A 20,440-nucleotide genomic window follows, 5' to 3' on the forward strand; every position below is an offset into this window, starting at 1 on the left:
TTCATTGTTGCTTTGTATCCTCCGAATCCGGAAATGGTACAGGAAGAAAATCGAAAACCTCTCGGCATGCATTCCATTCCTCCGAGTTATCTGGCATACGATAGCCAAGTCCTGTACATTCTGTAGTAGCATTTGTATTCATGTAATTATTATAAAAAACATTGTAAGGATTCTGTAGTGGCGACTGTTTTTGGCAGGATGATTTGTTTGTGGATTTTATATTCATAGAAACACTCCTTTTTGTCAAATATTTTTCCTATATAAGGGAAGATATTCTTAGAATATGCGAAAAAGAGGAGAGTATGCACAAACATTTGTCAGTGAACAGTAACGATTAATTTATTTATGTGAATATTATAACAAATACATATTGAAATTTCTATATTTTGTGCTATAATCATTTTAAATAAATAATAGCGAAGTAGGAATTTATGCGTCAAGTGTTCATTGGCTGGGGAGTCGCCGTGAAACGAAAAGCAGCAGGACTGTTTACGATATATTTTCCGCACCCGTTGCTACATGTGAGAACATCTCATAATGTGGAGGGATTATTATTTATGGTAACTACTCTGTTATTTTAATCATTATGGAGGTGTTTTTTTTATGCATAAAAACAAACAGACATGGAGTGTTAAGACTCTTGTATTCCTTGCACTGCTGGTAGCAATCCAGCTTGTGCTGTCACGCGTTCTGGTAATTGATCTTGGTGTATATCGAATTACATTGGGAACGGTTGCCACTGTATTGGCAGGTCTTTGGATGGGGCCTGTAGCTGGTGGCGTAGAAGGTGCTGTTGCCGATATCATTGGATGTTTTATGAAAGGCTATGGAGTTAATCCACTGATCACTTTATCTGCAGTTGCCTGGGGTGTGATCCCCGGACTGGCTGGAAAACTAATGGCTGAAAAGAACAGAAAAGTAAAGACTGTTGTTATGTGTGTCGCAATTGCAGTCTCTGGCGTAGTGGGAACACTTGGACTGACCACTGCAGGACTGGTAATGATCGGAGCAAACTTCTATGCAATTATGCCAGGACGTCTTGTACAGTTTGCAATCATGACTCCAATCTACTGCGTACTTACCAGTCTTCTTTATTTCAGCCCGCTTACAGGCATGGTTGTAGGAAACATAAGACCTGCTAAGCTGGAGAAGAAGACCGTATAAATGGCAGCAGTCCAGGATCTGAATTATATACAAAACCCAAAATTAAATAATATGGCATAAGATGGATTATGAAGCAATGCACTTACTGGAAAGTTGATTGTTTGAGAAATCAACTTGTTGAATAAGTCAAAAAATACGATTCCCAAATAAAAGGCTGTGATCAGGATAAACACTGATCGCAGCCTTTTTTAAACATGCTCTGAAAAGTTTTCAGTTTGTATGTGTCTGAACCCGGAACCAATAGGTGTAGAGATAATGAAGTCCAAGTGATTCATAAAGATTACGTGCGGGAGTGTTTCCCTCTACTACCTGAAGATAGGCCTTAGTTGCGCCTTTCTTTTTTCCTTCTTTTAGAAGCGCAGTACAAATCTGACGAGCATAACCCTTGTGTCTGAAATCTTCGCGAACATGGATAGCGTACAATCCAATATAATTTCGATCCAGAATTCCAAGCCCGGTTGCAATAATTTTTCCGTTACTCCAGATGGAGGCGCATACGGTGTCTTTTACGATGGCATGATACATGGATGGAACTACAGCACGGTGAACAGGATTAATGGTGCCTTTCAGATCAAAAAGACTTTCAATCCAAATATCTGGAATATCGTCAGTAAGAGTTACCAGATCGCAAGGCGCAGAAAGATCTGCTCCATCCAGTGAGGCTGCCATAACATTTGTTGTATGCTGGATTTCGTAGTTGCGGTTTTCCAGAAGATAATCAAAATCCGGAGAAACCAGAGGACTGATCTTAAAAATTGCAGGGCTGCCCAGTCGGGCATACTCTGCTTCGCAGAAAGAAACCTTTTCCCTCCAGGAAAGGGTAGAAGTTCCGAACTGCTCCACACTGTTTGTTCTATGTGTATAAAAATAGGAAAAACGGAGAATCCATCCATCATAAAGCTCCATTTTATGGGAGGGCCATGCATTTAGTGACATATCTTCAATTTCTTTAATGATTTTATCCATAAAAAAACCTTCTTTTATAAGTTTAGGGTCATTATACATAATTGTATCCAGCAATGCAACTGAAAATAGTCTGTTATAAGACAGATTGCTTTTTACACATCTTGCAGAAAGCCTTTTTCAAACACGCTCTAGTACATCGTTTCGTAAATAACTATACCAATCGCGTAGGATGTGAATTCGAGTGTGCAGGTATAAAAACGCAGGCGTAGCGGGCTACGCCGAGGCTTTTATACCTGTGCAATCGGATTCACAGACAAGTGAGTGGTATAGTTATTTCGAAAACGATGTACTAGTACGGTGAATAGCCGCAAATTAATTTATACAATCTGTCTGCCAGAAATTTTTGTCCCTGCTCAGTAAGGTGAATCCCATCTGTAGTAATTTCTGAATATCCATAACGACGCGCCTTTTCATTCAATTCCTCATGCAATGTAAGATAAGGAATTTGAAACTGTTCTGATAGCTGGTGGATCATTTGTGATATTTTCTGGCGAAAAGGAAGCCAGGTTCTATAACAGGCAGGCCAGGGAAAAAGAAAGGGCTCCATTAAAATAATACGCGAGTTTGATTTTGTTAATATTGTTATAAGGTCTGCATAACATTTGTAAAAAGAAACAAGCATATTCCTCTGCTGAAACGGTGTTCTGTCCGTATTTATTATTAATCCAATATCATTGATTCCGATTAAAATTGTTATAATATCACTTGTAAAATCAGAATCACCCTGAATTCTCTGCAGAAGTCTGTTTATAGTAAAGCCGTCAGTGCCATAATTGCGCACCTGATAGTCTGAGTCGTCCCTTTCAAAACGGTCTGACAGTATTTTCACATAGCCATTGCCAAGGGAATCTCTGGAAAAGCAGTGATCACAATCGGTGATGCTGTCACCAAGACATGTTAATATTGTCATAATTTTACCTCCGTTAATATTATACTGCAAGAACAAAAAGGTTTATAGTTTTTTTAGAAAAATTTGTAAAAAAAAGACTGGACAAATGGTGATGGAGCACCTATAATAAGACTCACCAGAAGTCATCTGGTATCGAAGGTCATCTTTTCAGATTGACTATTCCCTATTCTACGAAAGATAAAATACAGAAAGCCTTTCTCAAACAGGCTCTAAAATACTTCAAGATAGCCTCCTGTTATTAGTGAACACTATGTAAAAGAAGGGATGGTACGTCTATGCTTTTTTACAGAATATTTCCTGCGATAGCGGCAGGCTGTGCCGCTCTGATGGATATTCAGAGAGCGAAGGTAGACAATGGCTGGCTGCTTTTTTGTGTACTGGTCAGTTTGTTTACGCGAATATGGAAAATGGATGTTAGCAGTCTTGGAACCTGGATATGCGGTCTGCTGGTACCGATACTGATTCTGGGAATTTTATTCATATTCAGAATGCTGGGAGCCGGAGACATCAAGCTTTTGAGTGTTATTGGAAGCATGATCGGACCGACGAAAATTCTCAATTGCATTTCCTATTCCTTTCTGATTGGAGCTGTCATATCAGCTGCTCTTATGATTTCAAGCGGCATTGTCTGCCAGCGAATTCTTTACTTATTACATTACATCAGTGCTTATTTCAAAACAGGAAAAAGAGAACCCTATTACAAAAGCGGTATGCCGTTGGAAAACTTTCATTTCACAGTTCCTATATTTTTAAGTGCATTGCTTTATGCGGGAGGTGTCTATTGAAGAAGAATATTTTTGCTGTCTGTGATCTTGAGGTGGATTATGCCTTGAATTTTATGGATTATCTTAATCATAAGAAAAATATCCCATTTGAGATTCAGGCATTTACCAACGTAGAGAGTCTGATCGCCTATGGGAAAATGAATCACATAGAGTTGCTGCTGATTTCCCAGAAGGCTATGTGCCGTCAGGTACAGGAATTGGAAATTGGTAAAATTGTTATACTTTCGGAAGGCGTGCACCCACCGGATCTGGACCGTTATCCAAGTGTGTATAAATATCAGGCCTCTTCAGATGTTGTGCGGGAAGTGATGGCGTGTTACGGAGCCGAGAAAGCAGTAGCCCCGGCTGTTTTTCCTGTACTGAAAAAGACCACGGAAATTTATGCAGTATATTCTCCTTTGGGGCGTTGCCTGAAAACATCGTTTGCACTTACATTAGGACAGATTCTGGCAAAAGAAAGAGCCGTTCTTTATCTGAATCTGGAGGAATACTCCGGTTTTGAAGAAATGTTGGGAAAAGGGTTCGCACAGAATTTAAGTGATCTTCTTTATTTTGTACGGCAGGAAAATGGAAATCTGATTTATAAGATGAACAGTATGGTACAGACAATAAACAATCTGGATTTCATTCCGCCTGTACGTACGCCAGAGGATATACGAGGAACTGCATGGGAAGACTGGGAAAAACTGATACAGGAGATTGTGCTTCACAGTAATTATGAATTTGTGATTCTGGATATTGGAGGGGCAGTGGATGGGACTTTTCAAGTTCTGGATATGTGCCGGAGAATTTATATGCCAGTGCTGTCTGATCCGGTATCCATATCCAAGATTGCCCAATTCGAAAACCTGGTAAGAATCTGGGATTATCCGCAGATTCTTACCAGAACTGTAAAGGTACGCCCACCTTTTCATGGAGGAAACGTGGCACCGGAGAATTATATTGAAGGGCTGTTGTGGAGTGAACTTGGAGATTATGTCAGGGAAATTCTGAGAAAGGAAAAGGAATGAGTCAGGAAATCTTTCGCAAACTGAGACAAATGCTCATGGAGAAGCTGGATGTTTACCGGGAACTTACAGACCAGGAAATTCTGGAAACGATTGATGAGCTGATCGTAAATACTCTGCGGGAATCAGGAGTGAGCCTGAAAGAAAAAGTGCAGCTTCGCCAGGAACTGTTTTATTCCGTCAGGAAGCTTGATGTATTACAGGAATTGATCGAAGATGAAACTGTAACTGAGATTATGGTGAATGGTCCGGATTCTATTTTCGTAGAACGAAAAGGAAAACTGACAAGGTGGCCGAAGTCTTTTACAGATCAGGAAAAGCTGGAGGATGTGATACAACAGATAGTGGGAAAATGCAATCGCATTGTGAATGAATCATCTCCTATAGTAGATGCCAGACTGGAAAATGGCGCCAGAGTCAATGTGGTTGTGGCTCCGATAGCATTAAATGGTCCAATTCTGACAATAAGGCGTTTTCCAGATACTCCTATTACCATGGAAAAGCTGATTGAACTGGGAAGTATAACCCCAGAGTGCGCGTCCTTTTTGGAAAAACTGGTAAGGGCCCGGTATTCGATTGTAATTGGAGGAGGAACGGGAAGTGGGAAGACCACATTTCTGGGAGCTTTGTCAGAGTACATACCAAAAGATGAACGGATTATCACTATTGAGGATAATGCAGAACTGAAGCTTCAGGGAATTGCAAATCTGGTGCGCCTTGAAGCCCGGGCAGCGACCATAAACGGAGCACCGGGAGTAAGTATAAGAGATCTTATTAAGTCTGCACTTCGTATGAGACCGGATCGAATAATCGTAGGAGAAGTACGGGGCGGGGAAGCTATGGATATGCTTCAGGCACTGAACACCGGGCATGAAGGCAGTCTTGGAACAGCTCATGCAAACAGTTGCCGTGATATGCTGGCCAGACTGGAAATAATGACATTGATGGCGGAACTGGATCTGCCGCTTCAGGCGGTAAGAAGGCAGATCGCCTCTGGCGTAGATATTCTGGTGCATCTGGGACGTATGCGCGACAAATCAAGAAAACTTCTGGAAGTTTCAGAAGTATGTGCGTATGCGGATGGTGAAATCAGGATACAACCATTGTATCAATGGCAGGATGGGTGTGGTCTGGTGCCTGTGGAGCCCCTCCTGCACAGAGAAAAACTGGAACGGGCGGGGGTAAAATTATGATCAGGCAGAAAGTTGATTATGGAAAATACAGATATTCTCAGAAAGAAATTTTGAAATATATAGGAGAAAGTGCAGCATTGTGTGGTGCTGTAGATTATTTATTCTATCAAACACCTTGGGTAATGTTGCTTGTGGTTCCGGTTTCTGTGTTCTTTCTGAGGTGGAAGAAGAAACAGATGATCAGAGAAAGAAAACGGCGCCTTAATTATCAGTTTCGGGATGCATTGAATTCTATGAGTGTGGCGGTACAGGCTGGATATTCTGTGGAAAATGCAGTTTCTGCCTGTGTGCGTGATTTAGAACAGCTATATCCGAAGAATGAAGATATTGTAGCTGAATTTCGTTATATAGAGACACAACAAAGGGTGAGTGTGCCGGTAGAGGAATTATTTCTGGATCTTGGACAGCGCTGTAAGGTTGAGGATATTGAAAATTTTGCTTCAGTTTTGTATACAGCAAAAAGAAGCGGTGGCGATCTTGGAAATGTAATTCAGAAAGTGGCTCGAATGCTGGGCGATAAGATTGATGTAAAAAAAGAAATTGAAGCGACTCTGGCTGCGAAGAAGTCGGAACAGATGATTATGAGCCTTATGCCGGCAGGAATTATTCTTTATCTGCAGCTGGCATCACCGGGGTTTCTGGATATTCTCTATGGAAATCCGTTTGGAATCTGTGCGATGACAGTCTGCCTTGCAGTATATGGAGCTGCTTACTGGATGGGAAAAAGAATTGTGGAAATCGAGGTGTAGTGGATGTGGCTCCATATTGTCATTTTTGTTATATTATTGCTTTTGACCGTATGCAGTACTTTAGGCTGGATCCATGTAGAAAACATTGGTACGGCAAAAGGCAGAAAGATGTTTCTTGTGGTTGCTCTGGCAGGAAATATAACAGGAGGATTGCTGACTTGGACAAAAGGTGGCGGACAGGTATTTGAAGATGGTTATGAGTTGAAAAAGGAGGAAAACGCTTATGAAGAAAAATTTATGGTATCCGTGGAAGGAGAAGAAACAGGCAGTGTCTATGTACAGATCCCGGAAAAAGAACTGGAAAAGGAAGATACCGGGCAGCAGGAAGTGCTGACGAAAGAGGAAGCTGAAGAACAGAAGCTTCTGGAATTTGTAGCAAATTATAACAGCGAACTGGAAGACGCTGAGTATTACTATCTTCCATCTGACTGGGAAGGAAGAAAACTGGAGTGGAAAACACCTTATGATACTACCGGAAATATGTTGGCAGCAATTTTTCTTGCAGCAGCATTTGTCATGATTGTTATAATTGCGCGAGAAGAGCAGAAAGCCAGAACGAAAAGATATGAAGAATTGATGATGGACTATCCGGGACTGATCATGAAGTTCACCTTGTTGGTGCAGGCTGGAATGACTGTTCGAAATACGTTTAGGAAGATGGCTTCGGATTATAAAAACAAAAATGAAAAACGCATTGCGTATGAAGAGCTTGTTACTGCCTGCCATGAAATGGAGAGTGGAATTTCAGAAATGGAAGCCTATCGCCGCTTTGGTGAAAGGTGCGGACATGTAAAGTATAAAACATTTGCAACATTATTGATCCAGAATCTTCAGAAAGGCAGCCGCCATATGGGAGAAATGCTGGAAAAAGAATCTGTGGAAGCCTGGGATGACAGGAAAAGAAAAGCAAAAGTTCAAGGAGAAGCGGCAACTACCAAATTGTTATTTCCAATGATACTGATGCTTGGCGTTGTAATGGCTATTGTTATGCTGCCGGCCTGTCTGTCCTTTTATGGATAAATCCAATCCGGAGGCTGATTTTCATATTTAAAAAGAAAAGTGCCAAAGGAAATTTTTCAGGCTGAGGGAGGTGAGAAATATGAGTGAACTGCGCAGACTGATGAGAGAGTTTTTGTGGGAAGAAGATGCTGTAGGCGTTGTGGAAATTATTCTGATCCTTGTAGTTCTTATTGCACTGGTCATGATTTTTAAAGACCAGTTGACCAGTCTTGTGAAGAATATTCTGTCAAAGATCACAAAGCAAAGTAATTCTATTTAAATGATTTCCAACTAACAAAATGATTTGAAAAGGAGAGGTGCGCCATGGTAAAAAGAGGAAGTATTACTGTTTTTCTGGCCTTAACCCTTGGACTTATTCTGTCCCTGCTGAGCTCAGGACTCGAGTCAGCAAGAATGGCTGCGGCCAGAACTCAGATTTTGAATGGGATGGATATTGGACTGTATTCTTTATTTGGACAATATAACAAGTCCTTTTTAAAGGATTTTGACTTGTTCGCTGTTGACGGAGCCTGTGGGGGAAAGGAAATGAATCTGGCCTCTATATATGATAATCTGGAATCTTATATGAAGCCTGTGATGAAGCAAAATAGTCAGAAATTGTCAGTACAGCAGGGTGGCATTTCCGGTTATCTTCTGATGACAGATTCAGAAGGTGAAGTCTTTTATCAGCAGGCAGTCCAATACATGAAAGAAACTCTTGGAAGCCATGGGGCAAAGCTCCTTTTAAACAAAATTCAAAATATGCAGAAAAAGACAATTGAAGCGGAGCGACAAGGAAATGAGATAGAAAGTAAAGGAACCATTGAAAATTATGAAAGTGAAATGGACTCTGCACAACAAAAAAGTCAGGCTTTGCTGGAAGAAAAAAAGAAACAGGAACAGCAGAATGGGCAAGATGGGTTTACAGATGGGAAAATGCTTCCGTCTGTGACAGAAAAGAAGCCTCCTGCAAAAGTTGAAAATCCTATTCCAACAATTCGAAAAGTACGAAAAATGGGACTTCTGGATCTGGTCCTTCCTTTTGGAAAAGAAGTTTCTGACAAAAAGGTAAAAACTAAAGAATTGGTTTCAGGAAGAAAACTTGAAACAGGATTGGCAATGGAGGATTCCGTAAAAGCAGATGGAAGTATGCTCTCCCAGGTTTTGTATCAGCAATATCTCATGGAAAAACTGGGAAACTATATAGAACCAGGAAAGAGCGGCTTGAGCTATCAGATTGAGTACATTATTGGAAAGAAAAACAGTGATGCGGCAAATTTGAAAGATGTAGCGAAAAAACTTTTGATGGTTCGGGAAGGACTTAATGTTGCATATCTGGTTTCAGATGCGCTTATGATGGGGCAGATTCATGCCATGGCAGCGGCAATTGCAGCCGCATTTCTTATTCCACCGGCAGTTGTGGTGATTGAAGGTGCGCTGATCCTATGCTGGGCTTTTGCTGAAAGCATTCTGGATGTAAGAGAGCTATTTGCCGGCGGAAAAGTACCTTTAACTAAGAATGCATCTAACTGGCAACTGTCGTTGCAGGGGCTGCCGGCATTGGTAGATAAGCTGGATACGGACCGGCAAAACGATGTAAACGGGTTGTCCTATGAGGATTATTTGCAGATATTTTTATTGACAACTTTAAAGGCACAAAAAGTTAAAGGGGGTATGGATATGATTGAAAGTTCGTTTCGGGAGATGGAAGACTGGAATGAATTTTGTCTGGATCATTGCATTACTGCACTGGAGGCTTCTGTGGATGTAAAGGCAAATAAAAGAAAAGTGTTTACCGTAACGCGGGAATATCACTATATTTAGCTGGAAAATAGATTGTCTTTTGCCATATTACTATATAAGAAAGGCGCAGAAGGATGCTTTCCCGGAAAGGAGATGGAAAATTGATTAAAAGAAAAAAGAGAAAAGATATACAGGCTCTAAGGAGCAGAACAAGAAGGAAGAGTTCTCTGGGAATCCGATCTGTCAGAAAGTCCCCGTTTTCTGCCAGAAGTCTTTTCGGAAAAGTGTCTTTGTGCGCCTTTGGGAAAGAAATAAAAGAGCAGGTAAAAAAAGCCAGTCTCACGATAGAAGCGGCCTTTGCCCTTCCACTCTTTTTCTTTGGAATGGTAACAATGATACATTTTATGGATGTATACAGAATTCAGACGGAACACTTGAGCAAACTGTGCCAGAGTGCAAAGGAAGCCGGAATGTATGCGTATGTGGTGGGAGGCGACGGAGTAGAAGAAATTACGCTTCCTGATGTTTACAAATACAAGCCAATTGGCGGATTGATACCGCTTCCGGCTAAATGGCAGTATAACAAGGTGAGGGTTCATGCCTGGACTGGCGCGGACAGAGGAAATGGGAATAGTGAAGAGAATAAAAAACCGGAAAATATGGTGTATGTAACGGTTTCAGGTTCGGTGTATCACAAAAAGCTGAATTGCAGTCACCTTAATTTGTCGGTTACTAAAGTGTCGGGTGGAAATGTTTCTTCCAGACGAAATGAAAATGGAGAGAAATATCATGCATGTGAAAGCTGCAGTAGAGGGCAAGCCCCAGAAAGTACAGTTTATATCACAAAATCTGGAAATCGTTATCATAATGACAAAAATTGCAGCGGCTTAAAAAGGTCCGTACGTCTGGTAAAAGAGTCGGAAGCTGGTAATCTGCATGCATGTAAACGATGTGGTTAATAAGAAGAACTGGAAGGGGAATAAAATAATGGAACGAATTTGCATTCTTGCATTTCTTGGAATTAACAGTTGGAAAGATATACGTACAAGAGAAGTTTCACTTTTGTCAATTGGTGTATTTGGAATTGTGGGAATGGTAAGAGTCTGCTTTCTTGGAAATGTGAGTATGGATCTGGTATGGAATGTCTGTATGGGAGCCGCTGTGATCGGGCTCAGTATTATCTCGAAAGGCGCTGTTGGGATGGGAGATGGTCTTTTATTTCTGTCGCTTGGAACAGTACTGTCTTTTGAGGAACTTTTGTCAGCATTTTTATTGGGACTTTTTTGCTGCTGTTTTTGGGGGATTGTGGTGTTATTTCTATCAGGCAAAGGGAAAAAGACTGAGATGCCTTTCGTTCCATTCCTTATGTTGGGCTATATTGGAGGTTTGATTTATTGAAAAAGAGAATGAAAAAGGGAAGCATGACAATAGAAGCAGCGCTTTTAATGCCGTTGCTTTTGCTGGTTGTGATGATAACTTTGTATTTGTTTTTTTACGTACATAATAAGGTCTGGCTCACAGCCGCGGCTTACGAAGCAGCTCTTGACGGCAGTATGGAAACGGCACGGCCAGAAGGGAAAAGTCGTGATAAAGCATTAAAAAAAGGAAAAGAACTTGGGAACACCGGATTTTATGAAAGCAAAAACCTGAAACTTCAGGTCAGCGAAGGAAAAAAAGTGCAGGTAACGTATGATCTTGATATGTTTTCCGTATATGGAGGATTTAACAGTCATTTGCAGGTAAAGGGAAGTGTAAAAGTAATAAAACCGGTAACTTGGATCCGAAAAGTAAAGGGACTTTCTGAGGTGTCAAATAAGCTGAAGGGGTAAAAAATGAAATCAGAATATAAAAGAGATATAAATGGAAATTATCTTGTGCTGTATGAAAATGAAGAACCAGATACTTCTTCTTATCAGATGAGAATGCTGGTTGGCAATTCGATTCCATCTATTCTTAAATGCAGAGTGCAGGGAGTTGATGGACAGTTTATGGTGTGTTATGACATTACCTCCAAACAGTCTTTGCTTTCTCTTTATGAAGAAAAGAAAATGGGTTACGAAGATCTTCAGATGATCCTGGGTGGATTTGTGCAGGTGATGGAAGATATGTCAGAATATTTGCTGAATCCATGTAGGTTAGTATTGAAGCCGGAGTATATGTATGTAGATGTGGAAAAGAGACAGATCTATTTTTGTTATCTTCCTGGATATGATGAAGATGTGAGACAGAAATTTCAGGAACTGACAGAGTATATTCTTCCGATTCTGGATCATGAAGACTCAAAGGCTGTAATGCTTGGGTATGGAATATACAGAAGAGCTTTGGAAGACAGTTTTCATTTGGAATATATAAAAAAGGAACTTTATCAGGATAGAGAGGAAATAGAAAAAACAGTTGGTTCCTCAATTTTGCAGGAATCAGGCACCATAACAGAGAAAAGGTGTAATTCAGATGGCAGTGAGAAAATTGATCTGTTTGAAAATTATGGGGAGTCAAAAGAGGAAAAGCCTCAGGAAGAACATCTGGAAGAGTTGCTTTGGGAGGAAGAATTATCTGAAAAAAAGAAAAAAGATGTTGGGGGTACGTCTAAAGGATTTTTGATTTGGTGTGTAGCAGCTGGATTTTTTGCACTGGTGGTTGTGGCCGCAGAAACACTGGGGTATCTGCCGAGGGTATCTATGCAGGTTATTCTGGGAGTGGCAGCTGGGATTATGGTAATTGGAATGTTGTGTACCTGGGGTGTGTCCGTTATAAAGAATAAGAATTGCATCAGACATGAGAAAAAGGGACATCTGGAAATACAGAATAAAAGAGAAAATAAAAAAGTGAGTGAAGACTCAGGAAAAGATAAGGTGAACTTTAAAGATAGCATTGAAAGAAACACGACTTCAATGCAAAATACAGCAGAAGTATTGCACCAAAAAGAAAAAATATCAATATCACAAAAAAATTGCGGCGAAACAGTGGTGTTATCTGCGAATATTGTTACTGGACCGGCAACTCTTGTAAGCCGTGAACCTGGTGAACTTGCTACGATTTATCTTCAGAATGAACTTACGGTAATTGGAAAAATGGAGAATGCAGCGGATGCGGTGATCGAACTTCCTACAGTAAGCCGGATACACGCGAAGATACGGAAACGGGAGGGAGAATATTATCTTACGGATTTGAATTCACGCAATGGAACATCTGTAAATGGCAAAATTTTAAAAGGGGATGAGGAATATTGCCTTCAGGATCAGGATCAGATAGACTTTGCGCAGGCCAGATATGTGTTTCTGAAATAAAATAACAGATTTTAAAAATTTACCGGGTCTGATCTGTTGAGGTATCAGAGAAATTGTGCTATACTTATTCTATTATCAGAAAGTAACAAAAACAGTCTTGAAAGTAGACTGAAAATATCGAGGTGATGGCGTGGAAGAAATAAAAAAAGAACCAATAACGGTTCTTTTTATACTTCTGAATATATTGATATTTCTTGTTGTTGATTTTACCGGCGGATCAGAAAATACTGCTCACATGATTGAATGTGGAGCCGCCTATCCGCCGCTGATTCTTGAAAATGAAGAGATATACAGGTTATTTACCTGTATGTTTCTGCATTTTGGAATTTATCATATTGCCAATAATATGCTTGTCCTTTTTGTACTGGGACAGCGCCTGGAACCGGTTGTAGGGAAGATTAAATTTATTTTAATTTACCTTCTTGGCGGTCTTGGTGGAAATATTTTTTCTTTTATTATGGAAATGAAATCAGCGGATTATGCAGTGTCAGCTGGTGCCTCTGGTGCCGTTTTTGCAGTAATGGGAGCAATGCTCTATGTAGTTATTCGAAATCATGGAAGAATTCAGGATATTTCCGTACGACAGATGATGATCATGGCCGGATTCTCATTGTATTTCGGTTTTACAAGTACTGGTGTAGATAATGCAGCCCATATTGGCGGCATGGTTTGTGGATTTATCTTGGCGGCAGTTCTTTATCATCCGGGAAATTTTTCTGGCAGAACAATGTGGAAGGATGTTTCTCCATCGGATTCAATTTCTGCATAAATGTTTCCACTGTGAGCCTGGATGATCTCTCTGGTGATTGCCAGCCCCAGTCCGGTTCCACCCTCTTTGAATGTTACAAATGGAGTGAAAATTTCATTCAGCTGTGATTCCGGTATGCCGCATCCATTGTCAGTTATGACAATATGTACCCTTTGGTCACTGGAAAAAGCACATAATTTTACTTTTCCATCAGCACTGGAAATTGCTTCTGCTGCATTTCTGAGCAGATTCAGTAAAGCCTGCTTTAATTTAACGGGATCAATAAAGAGGGCAGGCAGTGAGGGCGAAATATCAGTTTTTAAGGTAATGCCCAGGTACTGGTAAGTGGGCTGGATACTGGAAATAATTTCCTTAAGATAGGCAGTAAAAGCAGTTCTTTTCCGTTCAAGTTTATGGGCATTATTGTAATCCGAAAGATTATTTAACAATTCTTTGGTATACTCCAGATTAGCTGTAATATCATTCCAGTAATCAAATGAGACAACTTCAGGATGTGTGTCTTCAATCATCTGAATCTCACTGTTAATAAGTGCTATGGGATTGCGTATCTCATGGGAAAATCGTGATAGTATCAGATGAAATTCATCCTGTTTTTTGTTTAAGATTAAATTATTTTTCATAAGCTCACCTCAAGTGAAGTGTATCATTGAAGTGGACAAATGACAAACAAAATCGTACTTAAAAAATCGAGATTATTCGACAGAAATAAAAAAATACTGTTCAAAAAATTTTTTAAAAAAATTTTGGAAAAAAATGTGATTTTCGCTATTATCAGACGTATAATTTATATATTCTATTTGGGAGGATAAGACTATGAGTGATTGTATTTTTTGCAAAATTGCAAACGGAGAGATTCCATCAGCAACATTGTATGAAGATGAAGACTTCAGAGTAATTCTGGATCTGGGTCCTGCAAGTAAAGGACATGCCTTGATCTTGCCGAAAGCGCATGCGGCTAATATCTATGAGATATCAGATGATATGGCTGCGAAAGCAATGATTCTGGCAAAGAAAATGGCCACAAAAATGACCGAGGCGTTAAAGTGCGATGGTTTTAACATTGTACAAAATAATGGCGAACCGGCAGGACAGACTGTTTTTCATTTTCATATGCATCTGATTCCGAGATATGAAGGAGATCAGGTGGGAATTACCTGGAAACCTGGAACTTTAACGGATGAGGTGAAAAATGAAATCCTGGAGAAATTGAAAAGCTGCTAGAAAACGGGGTACACAAGATGAATAGCGAAGAATTTAACACATTTTACAGACGGTATTATAAAGTCTCTGTTAAAATCGCAAATGGAATTGTACAAAGCCGTTTTACAGCCGAGGATGTTACACAGGAGGTATTTTCATACTTTTACGAAATAAAAGAGAGACTGGATGCTTCCAGCGAAGAAAAGCTTCACGCATTGGTGGTATGGAAAACAACCAATAAAGGAAGGGACTACCTGAGAAAATCATATGTAAAGCGGGAAGTAATGTTTGACAATGATGTGGCTGAATTGCAGTATCGTACTACAGAAAGCGCAGAAGCGGCATTACTGGGGCTGGAAAAACAGAAATATTTATCAATGGCATTTGAAGGCCTGTGCCGGAAAAATTTAATTAACTATATGATTTTTATGCGAGTTGTAATGGAAGGTGTATCTACTGAAGAAGTAGCGCGCGAATTTGGCTATACAAGAAATAATGTAAATAACAGAGTACTTAGAGCCAGAAAATGGCTTTTAGCAGAAATCTTAAGACTGGAAAAAGAGTAAAATTAAAAAGCATACCTCTGTTAAATAACAGAGGTATGCAGTGTAAAATCAGGAATGAATACATTCTTCAATGAGATTCACAATATGCTGAATAGAATTTAAGTTTTTGCCTGCAGACATAGCCGCAATATATTTATTACGTTCCTGATAGAGTTTGCGGATTGCCTCTAAGAGAGACGCTTCTGTAATCTCTTCCTCCTCCAGTACCATACTGTAACCTTGGCGCTCGAAGGAGCGGGCATTGAGAATCTGATCACCGCGGCTTGCCTTTGCGGACAATGGAATTAAGAGATTTGGCTTTGAAAGTGCGGCAAGTTCACAGATAGCATTAGCTCCTGCACGGGAGATTACTACATCTGCCAATGCAAACATGTCAGGAAGTTGTTCCTGAACATATTCATATTGGACATAACCTGTCAGCTGGATACTTTCATCCGTTTTTCCCTTGCCGCAAATATGAATAACCTGGAATTCTTTCAGCAGTTCAGGAAGAATTTTTCGTACATTTTCGTTTACAGAAGCAGCACCCAGACTGCCGCCAATTACCAGAAGAACTGGTTTATCTGAAGTAAAACCACAATATGCGCGGGCGTGTTCTTTATTACCATGGAGAAGCTCCTGACGAATAGGAGTACCTGTAAGAACTGCCTTATCTTTTGGAAGATTATTTACAGTTTCTGGAAAGTTACAGCAGACTTTTGTGGCGGAAGAAAGGCAAAGCTTATTAGCAAGTCCCGGAGTCATATCAGATTCATGAATGATTGCCGGAATGTGGCGTTTGCCTGCGGCAATTACCACTGGTACTGTTACGAAGCCACCTTTGGAAAATACTACATCAGGCTTTAATTTTTTCATAAGACTTTTAGCCTGAAAATAGCCTTTTATAACGCGAAATGGATCTGAAAAGTTTTTCAAATCAAAATATCGTCTTAATTTACCGGAAGCAATTCCATAGTAAGGAATACCAAGCTCCTCAATAAGCTGTTTTTCAATACCATTGTAGGAGCCGATGTAAGAAATTTTATAACCTTTTTCCTGTAAAGCGGGAATCAGAGCAATATTCGGGGTAACATGTCCGGCAGTACCACCGCCGGTAAGGATAATATGCTTCATAGGATCCTCCTGAATAAGTGTTTAATAGTTACAGTTCACTTTGTGAATAGCGACCTATTTAATAAATATGAACCCCTAAAAGGGAATTGTCAAGAAAAGAAAAAAATCTGGGAGAAAAAAATGAACAAAAAAAAGATAGGAGAGAAAACCGACAGTCTGTTAGAAGCTGAAATGATCAAAGAAGCAAAAATGATAGAAGAAAGTCTTCTTGGAAATGCTGTAAATGATTTTGAGATTTCGGATGAGGAACTGGATGAGGCATATCAGCAGTTTTTAAAGAAAATGAAAGCAGAAGGCAAACTGGATGAAGATAAAATAAATGAGGCCAATTCTGCAAAAGCTATGAATAATGATACAAAGACTGCTGAAATAGTGAAGTTTCCAGGATTCCGGAACGAGGCGTCCAAAGAGGAAAATTTAAAAGATGCTCAATCAACAGAAAGTTCAGCTGAGGAAATTGATTTTATTGCAGGATTTTCTGATAAGCTGTGTCAGTTTGAAAAAGAAGAAAATAAACTCTGGTATAAATATGGAAAGGCAGCAGGGATTGCAGTTCTTGCTGCAATCGGTATTCTTGCCGGAAGTATGGCAAGCCAGGCTGATTCAGCGAAATTTGTCAGCTCTGTTCAGCATATTATAAATAGTGAAGATGTTATGCCATAAAAACAGAAAAATATATGTAATATAAGTAAGAGTTCGGGTAAAAGGGGGAATCTGTATGAAGATCACTTTTATTGGAGCAACACATGAAGTTACCGGGAGCTGCTATTACCTGGAAGCAGCAGGAAAAAAGTTTCTTGTAGACTGTGGAATGGAACAGGGACCTGATTATTATGAAAATAAAGATATTCCTGTGCCTCCGGGAGAATTAGATTTTGTGCTTTTAACACATGCACACATGGATCATTCCGGAAATCTTCCTGCTATTTACGCAAAAGGCTTTAAAGGACCTGTATATGCCACAGAGGCAACCTGTAATCTTTGCGATATTATGCTCCGTGACAGTGCCCATATCCAGATGTTTGAGGCAGAATGGCGTAACCGCAAGGCAAAACGTCAGGGGAAGCCTGAATTTGTTCCAGCTTATACCATGGAGGATGCATTAGGGGTTATTCGTAATTTTGTAGGCTGTCCATATGAGACTGGAATAATTCTTGGCGAGGGGCTGAGAGTAAAGTTTATTGATGCAGGTCACCTTCTTGGATCAAGCAGTATTGAGGTGAATATCTGTGAGGCTGGAGTTGAAAAAACTATTGTATTTTCCGGAGATATAGGAAACAAAAATCAGCCGCTTATAAAAGACCCTGCCTATTTTAGTAAAGCAGACTACGTGGTAATGGAATCCACATACGGAGACCGGAGCCACGGAGAGAGACCAGATTATGTGCGCCTTCTGGCAGATGTCATTCAGGAGACTTTTGACCGGGGAGGTAATGTGGTAATTCCCTCTTTTGCAGTGGGAAGAACGCAGGAGATGCTGTATTTTATCAGACAGATAAAAGCAGAAGGCCTTATTCACGGGCATGATAATTTTAAAGTGTTTGTAGATAGCCCTCTTGCAAATGAAGCAACAAATATTTTCGGTATTCATAAATATGATTGTTTTGATGACGAGGCTCTGGAACTTATTCGAAAAGGAATCAATCCTCTTAGCTTTCCAGGTTTGAAGATATCCGTAACAAGTGAAGACTCAAAAGCAATCAATTTCGATGATGACTGTAAGGTGATTATTTCTGCCAGTGGAATGTGTGATGCAGGAAGAATTAAACATCACCTGAAACATAATCTGTGGCGGGAGGACAGCACCATTCTTTTTGTGGGCTATCAGGCTGTTGGAACTCCGGGACGCGCCCTTTTGGAAGGAACTCAGGAAATAAAACTCTTTGGTGAACCGGTGCACGTTGCAGCAAAAATCTGCCGTATGCCGGGAATCAGTGGCCATGCAGATGTAAATGGTCTGGTTGACTGGATAAAAGCATTTGAAGTAAAGCCTCAGAAAGTGTTTGTTACTCATGGCGAGGATACTGTGACAGAACTGTTTGCTGCAAGACTGCGTGATGAGATGAACTATGATGCATATGCGCCATTCAGTGGAACAGAATTTGATCTGGCTGAAGGCGAATTTCTGTACGAGGCAGAGGGCGTTAAGATACAGAAGCCTGTTGCGTTACAAAAAGCATCTAAGGCTGCAAAGGTATACGAAAAGCTGCTTGCGCTTGGATACAGACTGCTTTCCGTCATACGCAAAAACGAGGGCTGTGCAAACAAAGATCTGGAGAAGTTTTCAAGGGATGTCCAATCTTTATGCGATAAATGGGACAGAACTGATGGGTAAGTGTTACAGTCTGAAAAGAAATCCCCGGGACAAAAATCCCGGGGAAGTAATTATGAAAGCGCTTCTTTTAAAGCAGTGGCAAGCTGATCTGGGCATGAAGTAGGTCTGCGTCCACACTGGATTCCCTCCAGGCGTGCAATTACTTCTTTCGCCGGCATACCTTCTACAAGTTTGGCAACTCCTTGTGTATTTCCAGAACATCCACCAATAAATTTCACATTGTGAACTTTCTGTTCATCATCAATATCATATTGAATTGCCATAGAACAAACACCTTTTGTTTTATATTCCATTGTTTTTTCCTCCAATCGTTATGTAAAATCAGGAGCTCAGGAACGCTGGTCAGGTTATGAACAGCAATAGCTTTGCACCTTCTCTCATTATAGCAGAAGATATTATAAGTTTCTATGCCAAATTTAAGTTGGATATAGCAAGAAGTTTTGGTATAATGTCAGATGAAGAAGCAGTTAACTTTCAAAAACAGAGGAGAATGCTAAATGAAAACAATTGGTATTATTGGCGCAATGGAAGTTGAAGTTGCGATTTTAAAAGAAAAAATGGAAGATGTACGAATTATAAAAAAAGCTTCCATGGATTTTTATGAGGGAATACTTGCTGGAAAAAAGGTTGTTGTAGTGCGTTCCGGAATTGGTAAGGTAAATGCTGGTATCTGTGCTCAGATTCTGGCAGATGTATTTTCAGTAGATGCGATCATTAATACAGGAATTGCAGGAAGCTTAAATAAAAATATTAATATTGGTGATATTGTTCTTTCCACAGATGTTGTACAGCATGATATGGATGCTACCGGATTTGGATATCGCAAGGGACAGATTCCGCAAATGCCTGTATTTTTCTTTAATGCAGATGATAATCTCCGCAGACTTGCTGCAGAAGTATGTAAGGAAGTAAATCCGGATATTCAGGTATTTGAAGGAAGAATTGCTTCTGGAGACCAGTTTGTCTGCGATCAGGATGTTAAGAATCGAATTGTATCAGAGTTTTCAGCATATGCGACTGAAATGGAAGGTGCAGCCATTGGACAGGCAGCATACTTAAATGAAATTCCGTTTCTGGTTGTCCGTGCTATTTCTGATAAGGCTGATGGAAGTGCGCAGATGGATTACAGCGAATTTGAGAAAGCAGCTGTTGACCATAGTGTGAGGCTTACTTTAAATATGCTGGCGCGTATTTGAAAAATGGTGCAATTGACCGAAAAACGGAAGCTTGCATATAATGAGAGTGAAATGGAAAAGGAATCGAAATTGCTGATATGATATATAAAGATTTTTATCCATTTTACACAAGCTATGCAAATCCCTTGCTCTACCGGGGAGAAAAGGAACAGGAAGAGGAATTTTTACTGATGAAATCCTACTATCCGGACACTGCCAGAAAAATACAGGAAAAAGTGGAAGAAGAATGTGATCTTCAGGATTATGAAGGCAGCAGGCTTTACGATGAATATCCTGACAGGTTTATGTTGTATCACCTTGGAAGGAAGATCATGGATGAAGTAAAATCAGAGGCTGGTATGGAAGCAATGTCTGATGGACTTCTTGGTGATCTGGTAGAAGTGCTTCTTTTTCATGAAATATCACGAAGAAGATGCCGACGAAGAAGATGCAGGAGAGATTTTTACAGATAAGACGCA

24 protein-coding genes and 1 riboswitch are annotated in these 20,440 nt (G+C 40.1%); of the genes, 19 read left to right on the plus strand and 5 right to left on the minus strand.

Annotated elements, in window-relative coordinates; all coding sequences use genetic code 11:
* Nucleotides 1-415: 415 nt before the first annotated feature.
* Nucleotides 416-517, plus strand: a riboswitch (THF riboswitch).
* 86 nt (nt 518-603) lie between these two features.
* Nucleotides 604-1,164 (plus strand): folate family ECF transporter S component, encoded by a 561-nt coding sequence (locus AB5Z12_RS13085; RefSeq protein WP_148462189.1) that lies wholly within the window; start codon nt 604-606, stop codon nt 1,162-1,164.
* Nucleotides 1,165-1,374: 210 nt separating this feature from the next.
* Here the strand turns inward: AB5Z12_RS13085 and AB5Z12_RS13090 are convergent, their stop codons facing one another.
* Nucleotides 1,375-2,130 (minus strand): N-acetyltransferase, encoded by a 756-nt coding sequence (locus AB5Z12_RS13090; protein ID WP_118578831.1) that lies wholly within the window; start codon nt 2,128-2,130, stop codon nt 1,375-1,377.
* A gap of 289 nt (nt 2,131-2,419) precedes the next feature.
* Entirely contained in the window at nt 2,420-3,040 is a 621-nt protein-coding gene (locus AB5Z12_RS13095) for a GDSL-type esterase/lipase family protein (protein WP_173715842.1), read from the minus strand.
* Between the two features lie 275 nt (nt 3,041-3,315).
* Between AB5Z12_RS13095 and AB5Z12_RS13100 the strand changes: the two genes are divergently transcribed.
* From AB5Z12_RS13100 to AB5Z12_RS13155, 12 genes are all read left to right on the plus strand, one after another.
* Nucleotides 3,316-3,825 carry a prepilin peptidase gene (locus AB5Z12_RS13100; protein WP_148462191.1) on the plus strand — a complete coding sequence of 170 codons (510 nt, stop codon included), beginning with the start codon at nt 3,316-3,318 and terminating at the stop codon, nt 3,823-3,825.
* Nucleotides 3,822-4,835: a hypothetical protein gene (locus AB5Z12_RS13105; protein WP_148462192.1), complete on the plus strand. Its 1,014-nt coding sequence runs from the start codon at nt 3,822-3,824 to the stop codon at nt 4,833-4,835. Before AB5Z12_RS13100 ends, AB5Z12_RS13105 begins: the two co-directional genes overlap by 4 nt.
* Nucleotides 4,832-6,025, plus strand: a complete 1,194-nt coding sequence (locus tag AB5Z12_RS13110; protein WP_148462193.1) for a CpaF family protein — start codon at nt 4,832-4,834, stop codon at nt 6,023-6,025. The genes AB5Z12_RS13105 and AB5Z12_RS13110 overlap by 4 nt, the downstream gene beginning before the upstream one ends.
* The gene (locus AB5Z12_RS13115; protein ID WP_148462194.1) at nt 6,022-6,774 is read left to right on the plus strand and encodes a type II secretion system F family protein; all 753 of its coding nucleotides are present in this window, start codon (nt 6,022-6,024) and stop codon (nt 6,772-6,774) included. The genes AB5Z12_RS13110 and AB5Z12_RS13115 overlap by 4 nt, the downstream gene beginning before the upstream one ends.
* A gap of 3 nt (nt 6,775-6,777) precedes the next feature.
* Complete coding sequence (locus tag AB5Z12_RS13120) at nt 6,778-7,794, plus strand: type II secretion system F family protein (RefSeq protein ID WP_148462195.1); 1,017 nt, start codon at nt 6,778-6,780, stop codon at nt 7,792-7,794.
* Between the two features lie 79 nt (nt 7,795-7,873).
* Nucleotides 7,874-8,053, plus strand: a complete 180-nt coding sequence (locus tag AB5Z12_RS13125) for a Flp1 family type IVb pilin (RefSeq protein WP_118578007.1) — start codon at nt 7,874-7,876, stop codon at nt 8,051-8,053.
* 44 nt (nt 8,054-8,097) lie between these two features.
* Complete coding sequence (locus tag AB5Z12_RS13130) at nt 8,098-9,597, plus strand: DUF5702 domain-containing protein (protein WP_148462196.1); 1,500 nt, start codon at nt 8,098-8,100, stop codon at nt 9,595-9,597.
* Between the two features lie 80 nt (nt 9,598-9,677).
* Nucleotides 9,678-10,475: a hypothetical protein gene (locus tag AB5Z12_RS13135; RefSeq protein ID WP_148462197.1), complete on the plus strand. Its 798-nt coding sequence runs from the start codon at nt 9,678-9,680 to the stop codon at nt 10,473-10,475.
* 28 nt (nt 10,476-10,503) lie between these two features.
* On the plus strand, nt 10,504-10,914 hold the full coding sequence (locus tag AB5Z12_RS13140; protein WP_173715845.1) for a prepilin peptidase: 411 nt from the start codon (nt 10,504-10,506) through the stop codon (nt 10,912-10,914).
* A complete protein-coding gene (locus AB5Z12_RS13145; protein WP_226840946.1) occupies nt 10,911-11,345 on the plus strand; it encodes a TadE/TadG family type IV pilus assembly protein in 435 nt (144 codons plus the stop codon). Before AB5Z12_RS13140 ends, AB5Z12_RS13145 begins: the two co-directional genes overlap by 4 nt.
* A gap of 3 nt (nt 11,346-11,348) precedes the next feature.
* Nucleotides 11,349-12,803, plus strand: a complete 1,455-nt coding sequence (locus AB5Z12_RS13150; RefSeq protein WP_148462199.1) for a DUF6382 domain-containing protein — start codon at nt 11,349-11,351, stop codon at nt 12,801-12,803.
* 130 nt (nt 12,804-12,933) lie between these two features.
* On the plus strand, nt 12,934-13,572 hold the full coding sequence (locus tag AB5Z12_RS13155) for a rhomboid family intramembrane serine protease (protein ID WP_319017797.1): 639 nt from the start codon (nt 12,934-12,936) through the stop codon (nt 13,570-13,572).
* Here AB5Z12_RS13155 and AB5Z12_RS13160 read toward each other — a convergent pair.
* Nucleotides 13,503-14,192, minus strand: coding sequence for a HAMP domain-containing sensor histidine kinase (locus tag AB5Z12_RS13160; RefSeq protein ID WP_148462200.1), 690 nt, complete (start codon nt 14,190-14,192; stop codon nt 13,503-13,505). The genes AB5Z12_RS13155 and AB5Z12_RS13160 overlap by 70 nt on opposite strands.
* Nucleotides 14,193-14,385: 193 nt before the next feature.
* On the opposite strand from AB5Z12_RS13160, the gene AB5Z12_RS13165 reads away from it, so the two are divergent.
* On the plus strand, nt 14,386-14,793 hold the full coding sequence (locus AB5Z12_RS13165) for an HIT family protein (protein ID WP_118578001.1): 408 nt from the start codon (nt 14,386-14,388) through the stop codon (nt 14,791-14,793).
* 17 nt (nt 14,794-14,810) lie between these two features.
* Nucleotides 14,811-15,338, plus strand: coding sequence for an RNA polymerase sigma factor (locus tag AB5Z12_RS13170; protein WP_173715846.1), 528 nt, complete (start codon nt 14,811-14,813; stop codon nt 15,336-15,338).
* A gap of 48 nt (nt 15,339-15,386) precedes the next feature.
* Here AB5Z12_RS13170 and AB5Z12_RS13175 read toward each other — a convergent pair whose 3' ends face one another.
* Nucleotides 15,387-16,451: an undecaprenyldiphospho-muramoylpentapeptide beta-N-acetylglucosaminyltransferase gene (locus AB5Z12_RS13175; protein ID WP_148462202.1), complete on the minus strand. Its 1,065-nt coding sequence runs from the start codon at nt 16,449-16,451 to the stop codon at nt 15,387-15,389.
* A gap of 120 nt (nt 16,452-16,571) precedes the next feature.
* Here AB5Z12_RS13175 and AB5Z12_RS13180 point away from each other — a divergent pair, with 120 nt between their 5' ends.
* Both AB5Z12_RS13180 and AB5Z12_RS13185 read left to right on the plus strand, forming a co-directional pair.
* Nucleotides 16,572-17,114, plus strand: a complete 543-nt coding sequence (locus tag AB5Z12_RS13180) for a hypothetical protein (RefSeq protein WP_148462203.1) — start codon at nt 16,572-16,574, stop codon at nt 17,112-17,114.
* Nucleotides 17,115-17,169: 55 nt separating this feature from the next.
* The gene (locus AB5Z12_RS13185; protein WP_148462204.1) at nt 17,170-18,786 is read left to right on the plus strand and encodes an MBL fold metallo-hydrolase RNA specificity domain-containing protein; all 1,617 of its coding nucleotides are present in this window, start codon (nt 17,170-17,172) and stop codon (nt 18,784-18,786) included.
* A gap of 50 nt (nt 18,787-18,836) precedes the next feature.
* Here the strand turns inward: AB5Z12_RS13185 and AB5Z12_RS13190 are convergent, their stop codons facing one another.
* Complete coding sequence (locus AB5Z12_RS13190; RefSeq protein ID WP_148462205.1) at nt 18,837-19,079, minus strand: TIGR03905 family TSCPD domain-containing protein; 243 nt, start codon at nt 19,077-19,079, stop codon at nt 18,837-18,839.
* Between the two features lie 204 nt (nt 19,080-19,283).
* Here AB5Z12_RS13190 and AB5Z12_RS13195 point away from each other — a divergent pair, with 204 nt between their 5' ends.
* Together AB5Z12_RS13195 and AB5Z12_RS13200 are read left to right on the plus strand one after the other, a co-directional pair.
* Complete coding sequence (locus AB5Z12_RS13195) at nt 19,284-19,982, plus strand: 5'-methylthioadenosine/adenosylhomocysteine nucleosidase (protein WP_118577995.1); 699 nt, start codon at nt 19,284-19,286, stop codon at nt 19,980-19,982.
* A 77-nt stretch (nt 19,983-20,059) separates the two neighbouring features.
* Complete coding sequence (locus AB5Z12_RS13200; protein WP_148462206.1) at nt 20,060-20,434, plus strand: hypothetical protein; 375 nt, start codon at nt 20,060-20,062, stop codon at nt 20,432-20,434.
* The last annotated feature ends 6 nt before the right edge of the window (nt 20,435-20,440 follow it).

It is taken from the genome of Ruminococcus sp. RTP21358st1_G6_RTP21358_211008, assembly GCF_040908885.1.
GTDB lineage: Bacteria > Bacillota > Clostridia > Lachnospirales > Lachnospiraceae > Blautia_A > Blautia_A faecis.